This is a genomic window from Vibrio sp. M260121 (assembly GCF_036533715.1).
Classification (GTDB): domain Bacteria; phylum Pseudomonadota; class Gammaproteobacteria; order Enterobacterales; family Vibrionaceae; genus Vibrio.
On record NZ_JATABF010000029.1, the window covers coordinates 64,358 to 72,656 of the forward strand.

The following is an 8,299-nucleotide window of genomic DNA, read 5'->3' on the forward strand; positions in this document are numbered from 1 at the left end:
AATAGAACAAAGGAGGCTAACGCCTCCTTTTTTAATAACTTAGTGAAAAACCATCATTCATACTTAGCGACACAAATCAACACAAAAGACCAATAACAGCAACATAAGGCAAACATTTAAACTAAGAACAAACTAAAACTAGACACAAAATATTACCAAGCTAAGATATGTGATATTCAGCAAGAAAATAGCTGGATTTATAAAAACAGGATAATTGATAATCAGGACGTCTTAGCAACACAACAACAAGGTTCAGCCCCCTTCATTCGAGGGAACATTACGCCGTGTAATGACTGAAGTTTGAGCTGCTGCTGAGGCAAAAATTGCAGGAATGATGTATGCAAATGCAACACAACAGTCTCGTTGCCCGATACGCTCGCGGTAACCTCGTTCTCCAGATCCTCGTCGGTATTGTTTTGGGTATTCTGCTTGCGACTATCTCACCAAGCCACGCTGAAAGCGTTGGTATGCTGGGTAGTCTGTTTGTCGGTGCTCTTAAAGCGATTGCTCCTATCTTGGTATTCATTTTGGTGGCGGCTTCTATCGCCAACCAAAAGAAAAACCAACACACTTACATGCGTCCAATCGTCATTCTTTACCTAGCGGGTACCTTCTTTGCGGCGCTAACCGCAGTAGTACTAAGTTTCCTTTTCCCGACCAATTTAACGCTAGTAACGGGCGCTGAAGGTGCAACGCCACCACAAGGCATTGCAGAAGTTATCCAAACCTTGCTGTTCAAGCTGGTTGATAACCCAGTAAACGCACTAGTAGAAGCAAACTACATCGGTATTCTTGCTTGGGGTGTGGGTCTTGGTCTTGCACTTCACCACGCATCAGCAACCACGAAAGCGGTATTCGAAGATCTAAGCCACAGTGTTTCTCACATTGTTCGCTTCATCATTCGTCTTGCGCCTTTCGGTATCTTCGGTTTGGTTGCATCTACATTTGCAACAACTGGTTTTGGCGCACTAGCAAGCTACGCTCACCTTCTAGCGGTACTACTGGGCTCAATGTTTATCATTGCGCTAGTGGTTAACCCAGCGATCGTGTACTTCAAAACAAAAGAAAACCCATACCCATTGGTGTTCCAATGTCTACGTGAAAGTGGCGTAACAGCATTCTTTACGCGTTCAAGTGCTGCGAACATTCCAGTGAACATGAACCTATGTAAGAAGCTAGACCTAGACGAAGATACTTACTCAGTGTCTATACCACTAGGTGCGACCATCAACATGGCGGGGGCAGCAATCACTATCACTACCCTAACGCTAGCAGCGGTACACACTATGGGTATCGACGTTGACCTAATGACAGCGGTACTACTAAGTATTGTTGCTGCAGTATCAGCGTGTGGTGCATCTGGTGTTGCTGGTGGTTCTCTACTACTGATTCCACTGGCATGTGGTCTGTTTGGTATTTCAAACGACGTAGCAATGCAGGTTGTAGCAGTTGGTTTCATCATTGGTGTAATTCAAGACTCTGCTGAAACAGCGCTAAACAGCTCAACAGACGTTATCTTCACTGCGGCTGTTTGCAAATCAGAACAGAAGAAAGCTCAGTAAGCTTAAAGCTGTAAGATGTAAAAAATAGAAAGGGGAGCCAATGCGGCTCCCCTTTTTGTTTATCTGACACTAGAGTTTAAGAACCGATACCTCGTACTTTAAGAACACCAAACCGCTCTTATTACAATCAACAACATACCGTTAGCACTGTATTTATGAGGATGATTTTCACAATTTGACTATCTCGCCCAACCGCCAAACAAACCAAATCACCACCACCAACCAACAATAAACAGGCACCTTAGTTAAAGGCACTACCAAAACAGTCGTTATTAAAAGCATCAAGCCAATTCTTTCCCTCTTTTCACCATGCCACTTCTGAAGAACTTGACTGATAAAGTTAGGATTTGCTTTCTTAAACAACGCATCACAATGAACTGGTCAAACAATCAAAAAAATGAGCACGAAATCCATTCTCGAATTGGATGGATAAGTGAAATTCATCCTGATGGTCATCGCCTCAAAATTGATTACGAGGGAAACCCACTAACCCAGCCAATATGGGGAAGCATTGGCCGAGCCTTCACTCGGAGTCAGATTAATGCGGCAATCGACAACCGACTAGACTGCCGTATCGAGTTTTTTACGGGTGATCCCAGCCTTCCGATCCTCACCGATATCTATTTTTCATTGATAAACCACGACACGCTGATCTTAAAAGCGAATCAAGTGGTGCTTGAAGCCACTCAAGAAGTAGTCATACGGTCCGGAGAAGCCACCACCCGCCATAAGGCCAGTGATGGCAGCATTCAAACCAACGCCACATACATCAGCAGCTCCGCAGATAAGCTGCATAAGCTTCAAGGCAAGAAAATAAACCTAAACTAACCAGAAAGTGAGATAGAACATGCCAGCAACGATAGGTGCAAATGGATTAAGTGTCGTACACAAAGGTTCCGGAGGCGAAGCGAATGCCTCTGTACCCGATGTCTGTTTAACCAAAGTCGGTAAACCTGTTGTGCCTATCCCCTATGGCAATAATGCCAAATCCTCTGACCTTGCAAATGGTTCAACCACGGTGACTGCCGATGGCGGAAACAGCATTGCACTTCAAGGCAGTACATTCTCCACCAGTACAGGTGATGCAAGCGGCGACAAAAAAGGCGTCAGTTCTGGCACAATCGAAGGTGAAGCAAAATTTGTCACCGCGTCTCCCAACGTCATTATTGAAGGGCGAGGCGTTGCTCGTCAAACCGACCAAATGACCATGAACAACGCGAATACCATGTGTTTTGGTGTTCAAAATCCGTCTGTTACTGTAGAAGAAGCGACCGAGCCTACCTTTGGTATTGATGTGAGTATCCGATATCCAAATGGAAAGCGCCTAACCAATGCAAACTACGCTCTCATTGATGACAGTGGCGCAACGGTTGGCAGTGGCACTTTAGATGCTAAGGGCCAAAGTGAAGCAGTTGGCCTAAAGCCTGGTAAAGTTAAGATTAAAGCTGAAGAGAGCACCGACAACTATCAAATCAGCTCAGTTCGTCGTGAAAACCCGCATTATGTTGAATCCATATCCGATGACGAATTCTTCGATATAGCGAGTAAAGGGCAACAAACATTTTGGTTACCAGCCAGAGTCCAAACTCTTGGTACCCCTTGGGGAAGCATCGGACAACCTCTAACAAGTGATGTTTACTTTCAAGATATTGTTGAAGCCGAAATCAAGCGCCACTTTACCCACTTCCATCCAGAGACCGCCTACGAATTTGGTAAAACTTGTGAAGCAGTGATTGGCAGTATTGATATGCCAATGCCTCATACAACAGAAACATTACTCGCCTACTCTATGCCTCTGGCATTAGAAGAAGGAGAAATGTTATCGACGTTATTGCGACTGGCTCCTCATGAGACCACCGACCGAATGTTGGCTTACATGCGAGCAAGAGGTGAAGGTAATCCACAAACCTATTTAGCCAATTACGACTGGGATAGCGCCCAAAAACACATGAATGAAACTCTAGATACCTTGCTAGAGAAAATCAAAACGCGCCTAACATTCCTGCGAGATGAAGCCAGCAAACTGCAATACGCATACCTGTCTGAGGATGTGTTCGATAAGCACATCGATACGTTAAGCTCGTACATGAAGTTACTACCCGACCTCATTTCTGGTGTGTTCAATAAAATGCAAACCAAAGCCAGCGAGCTTCTGGCGAGCACAGATAACGTAAAGGTCATCAAAGCGGCAGACGACTTACACTCGATTGAGAGTGAATCGATTGAAGCCGTTGTCAACACCACGAAAACCATCGACACGGTCGAGCCATTCATGAACGAAGTGGCTGGCGTGATTGAGAATGTCATTCCGATTTATCCGGTGCGCTATGGCTACGCGAATTTCTTTGACGAATTGATGCCAGCGCAAGCCCCGCCGAGCATGTTAGAAATGAGCGGAGCTACCGGGCTGAAAGACACCGGTGGCTACCTACTTCGCCTTCTACGTGAGGGCTGGTTGTACATCAAAGAAGAGAGCGAAGAAGAGACCGCGCCTCTCCACATCTTCAAATACGCACAAACTGAAACCGCAACTGGTGTGATTGAAAAGTTTGAGAAATACTATTTCACCAATGAAGAAAACGCTCAAGAGGGTTTAACGCTCGATACCTCATCGGGCTCCACGTTCTATCCTTTTGCGTTTGTGACGCCAAAAGCGAAAAAGATTTCCATCGTTTACTCTGAGCACGAATGGTCTGCCGCCATCATTGATAACATGAACAACGATGAAGAGTTGCGCAAAAAGGCGATGCAGCAGGTGGATTTGACTGCGCAACAAACCGAGTTTAGCCAAGCGGCAACACAAGACAACCTCAGCGCCTTGGTGGAAGATTACCGCAATAACGATGAAAAGTGGTTGGCAGACAAAGACAGCGCGAAGCCGATGCCTCATGGCCTTGATTTAGCAACCACCACATTAAGTTATCATCTTGATGCTGAAGGCATTGTCGAAACCATGCAAAAAAGCCATAGCGAGCATAAAGATGGCGCTTTGGTGGCTTTGTTTGACCCAGTTGGTCGTCAGCGCGATATTGCCAACAAGCTCAGTATGACGATCGCCGATGGTCAAGCCTACCAACAAAACAACCTCTATCCATTGACGATAGGCACTTATGCTAAAGCCTGTATGGACAGCGCAGTGCCTGAAGTCAGTAAGGCCGCGCAAGAAAACCTTGATACACAAGCTTTAACTGACTTTATAAATGCAAGTCAAGTCCAAATGGACAAGGTTGCTAAAGAAACTCAGCAGTGGCTGAAGATGATGGATTACTTTGTTGCGGGAGAGGGAGCAAAAGACGAGATAGGCTCGCTGACGTTCTATCTACAAAATTATTTTGATGTTCGCCAAGAGGGCATAGTTAACCCAGCGATAGAGCTGGCTAAATTGATGTGCTTGCTTGGTACACTCTTTGAAGGTGTGACCGCCAGCGAAGAAGGTATGAAAACCATGGACGATTGGGTGGGGCAAGCGTTTATGACGGAGGCATTAACACCTGAAGATAATGCGGTGGGTGCCGCTTTTAAAATCGCAGAACGCATTTTTACCCAGTGCCAAGGAGGGGATTGGCGTCAGTTGACTGGTGATGCGGGCAATCATGTTTTGAGTTCTATGGGGACTTTTTTGGCACGAATGCCCATCGCTTTCGATTATGTAGGCAAGCAAAGTGGAAAATGGGCCCAAATAGCGGGCAATGCTGGGTTGGAGCGTTTTTATAGGACGACATTTCCTTCGATACTCGATGCGCTTTTGGGGCTAGAAGTAACAGGAAATCGAGTGCAAGTACCTCTTGATGAGGTTGAGTCGCTGCTTGAAAAGCAGGCAAACAAAGGGCGCGCAGCCGCTATATGGCAAAAGACAAAAACCAACTGGCATGAGCGTTTAATTGATTGGTCGGAAGTGAAAGCGGATGCGAAAGAGGAGCGTATATTACAACTTCTTGAGTTTAAGCCAACACCAACCTGCCCTAGGATAATCAAAACAATGATTGATAATCTTGAAAAGGCAACAAAACCAGCCAGCAAAACTGCTATCCACATAAGCGCTTCTGTCGCTGATGCGGGGTTTGCTGCTTGGTCCTTTTTTCTTAATGTCGGGGCAATGTTTGAGATGGGCACTCAAGAAGAATTTGCAGCCCTCGACCCAATTACCAATCAAGATGAGCTTTATCGAATACTGAAAGTAAGCTCTACATTAAGCGCTTTGGCTGCCGATAGTGCAGCGCTGGCTCAATATGGTGCGAAATCAGCCAATGCCACCGCTTCAATGCTTAACAGAGGACTTAACGCTAATATGGTGCAGAAATACCTGCCCACCTTGAGTACCAAACTAGCCGATAAGCTGGGGTTGGCTAATGTGATGGCTCATAGTCAGCATATGGAGAATACCCTCGCCAAATTACCAATAAAAAGTCTCGTTGTAGTTGCAACCTTAACTTCTGCTTCTAGTTACGGTTGGGATGCTTATAAAGCCGATCAAAGTGGGAATAAAGGCTTAATGAAAGGAAACGTGATGGGAGCTGGCTTTACGTTACTTCTGTTTGGAACTTTATTCGGTGGTCCTGTTGGTTGGACATTCTTTCTCGTCGGAATGGCAGGTCTGTTTTGGAGTGATAGTATTATCTCGCGTTATACAAAAACGGGAATAGAGAATCTACTTTTCAGGTGCTTCTGGGGCAAAAGTGAGGATTATTCATTTTGGAGTTTTATCGACAGAGAAAAAGCAGGCTCAGTCCAGAAGAGACTCGATTTATATTCGAATAAAGATATAAAAGACACTTATTTGCAGTACCTGAAAAAAGCCTTTGAGATAGAGTCACAAGAGTTTGTTAACTATTTCTACTGGCCACAATTAAATATCGAAAGCACGGTTGTTTCACCAGAGGTTATCAGAGCAGACAAACTTTATACTTACCGCTTTGTCTTGCCAGAGTTTAAAATGGGTATTTCTCAACTTCATGGCAGTATGGTTAAACAGTTTTATGGTAGGTCTGGGCTTGTTTCAACTGTGCCAATGACAGAGAATTTTAAACTCGCTTTGCTTGATGCGCTAAATAACCCACAGCAGTATGAGTTGAAAGAGGACGGCCTGCATTTAACCGTGAAGGTTGAGTGTTCATTTGAACAACGTGGCGCAATCGCAAGTGACCTTAGCTTAAAATGGTGTTACGAGCCAGAACCATCATTGGTGGTGCCTAAACGCAAGCTAACGTCATCAGGTGATATAGATGGTCTGATGATGGGTATGATTGATGAACGCCCTAACAATAATGAGTAAGGATTTACTATGAAACGTCGATTTTGGGGCATGTTTACCACTAAAGCCCAGCCTTTTTCCAAGTGGTGGCAGGAGTTTCGCTCTGAGGTAATTGTCATTCCAATGGAAGACCCACTCGACCCGATAGTGTCGGTAGATGATAAGGTGCTAACCGTAAGAACAGGCTATCATAATCGGCGCGATACGATCCTTATTCCGCTGATGCTGGTGTTTAGCTTTTTTTCGATCTTAATGCTTAATGATTTGGTGCCTGATTTTGAAAGTGAGCAGGTGTATGCACATGAAATGCTCGAATACGTTGAGGAACAAAGGGCGCTGCCAAACCCATCTTACAGAACTGACGATATTGAAAAGCGTTACAGAGCGCTACTCAACGAAAATGGCGAGGTGACATGGTCTACTTATATAAGGGCTAAAGAAGTCGAAGGTAAACTTGAGTCTTTCATTAGCAGTTTTCTTCTTTTATGTTTTTTCTTGTTACCGAGCATTGCTATGTGGCTCATTTTCTTTCTAAAACCCAGAGATGCTGAAGTCTACTTTGACCGCGAACGCCAAATTGTTTACTCGTGGCGACATGGAAGGGTTGGGGCGGCCTACTTTGATAAAATGGGGCTGATTGAAAACCAAGTTGGTATCAATATCGTGTTGCAGTTTGAAAACAAAAAACAAAAAGGCTATCGCCCGATGGCGATTGTCGGTATTGATACGGGTAAGCTCGCTTTTCATACTGAAGCCGATACCACTTACCCATTAGCACAAATCCTAGCGTTTATGGATCATGGTAAAGAGGCAGTCATCACAGTGCCGTCGTTTAAGCGCAAACCAGCAAAGCTATTTTGGCGAATTGATCCCAAGCCAGAAAACTTTGAAGCACGTGTAGATGCAGCATTGAAGGCCGAAGGGGACTTAGTCCATCACTACCAAACCCGCAGACCCAAAGGCCATGCGATTTAATATGAGAAAATAAATGAATCGCGGCTCTAGAGGAATATTCACAACAAAAGCGCAACCTTTTTCAAAGTGGTGGGGCTTTGTTGCGTAATTCGATGGAACTAAATCAGGAAGTTACGATCTGATCGGCTACATCAGTTAATCATCGTAGCCTTATGCCGAAACCTTGTTACAAAACAACTAACTGGAAACAGTACAACAAATCCCTAATCAATCGTGGTTCACTCACTTTCTGGATTGATGAAGAACCTATAAGCGAATGCTGCAAGGTTTTCTAAACTCCGTATTTAAGCTGGCTAACATACCGCATTACACCTGTATAAGCCGTCGAGCTAAGGAAGTTGAGGTTTCATTTAAAACCAAAACCAGAGGCGTGATACAGCATCTGGCCATCGATGCCACTGGTCTCAAGGTTTATGGCGAAGGTGAATGGAAGGTCAAAAAGCATGGTACTGATGGGAAGCGCAGAGTCTGGCGTAAGCTACATTTAGCAGTGGATACCAGCACCCACGAA

General features: G+C 44.8%; 4 protein-coding genes and 1 pseudogene. All 5 read left to right on the top strand.

Going from position 1 to position 8,299, the window contains the following annotated elements; all coding sequences use genetic code 11:
* The first annotated feature begins 344 nt into the window (after nucleotides 1-344).
* A complete protein-coding gene (sstT, locus tag QTO06_RS15980) occupies nucleotides 345-1,562 on the top strand; it encodes a serine/threonine transporter SstT (RefSeq protein ID WP_038894685.1) in 1,218 nt (405 codons plus the stop codon).
* Between the two features lie 372 nt (nucleotides 1,563-1,934).
* Entirely contained in the window at nucleotides 1,935-2,390 is a 456-nt protein-coding gene (locus QTO06_RS15985; RefSeq protein ID WP_331408874.1) for a hypothetical protein, read from the top strand.
* A 19-nt stretch (nucleotides 2,391-2,409) separates the two neighbouring features.
* Nucleotides 2,410-6,834, top strand: a complete 4,425-nt coding sequence (locus QTO06_RS15990) for a PAAR-like domain-containing protein (RefSeq protein ID WP_331408876.1) — start codon at nucleotides 2,410-2,412, stop codon at nucleotides 6,832-6,834.
* A 9-nt stretch (nucleotides 6,835-6,843) separates the two neighbouring features.
* Nucleotides 6,844-7,788: a hypothetical protein gene (locus QTO06_RS15995; RefSeq protein WP_331408878.1), complete on the top strand. Its 945-nt coding sequence runs from the start codon at nucleotides 6,844-6,846 to the stop codon at nucleotides 7,786-7,788.
* 152 nt (nucleotides 7,789-7,940) lie between these two features.
* Nucleotides 7,941-8,299: pseudogene (locus QTO06_RS16000) on the top strand (transposase); the annotation flags it as partial.

Bases quoted from the DNA above. Each gene is read 5' to 3' on its own strand.
- sstT (WP_038894685.1), top strand. From the start codon at position 345: ATGCAACACAACAGTCTCGTTGCCCGATACGCTCGCGGTAACCTCGTT.
- QTO06_RS15985 (WP_331408874.1), top strand. From the start codon at position 1,935: ATGAACTGGTCAAACAATCAAAAAAATGAGCACGAAATCCATTCTCGA.
- QTO06_RS15990 (WP_331408876.1), top strand. From the start codon at position 2,410: ATGCCAGCAACGATAGGTGCAAATGGATTAAGTGTCGTACACAAAGGT.
- QTO06_RS15995 (WP_331408878.1), top strand. From the start codon at position 6,844: ATGAAACGTCGATTTTGGGGCATGTTTACCACTAAAGCCCAGCCTTTT.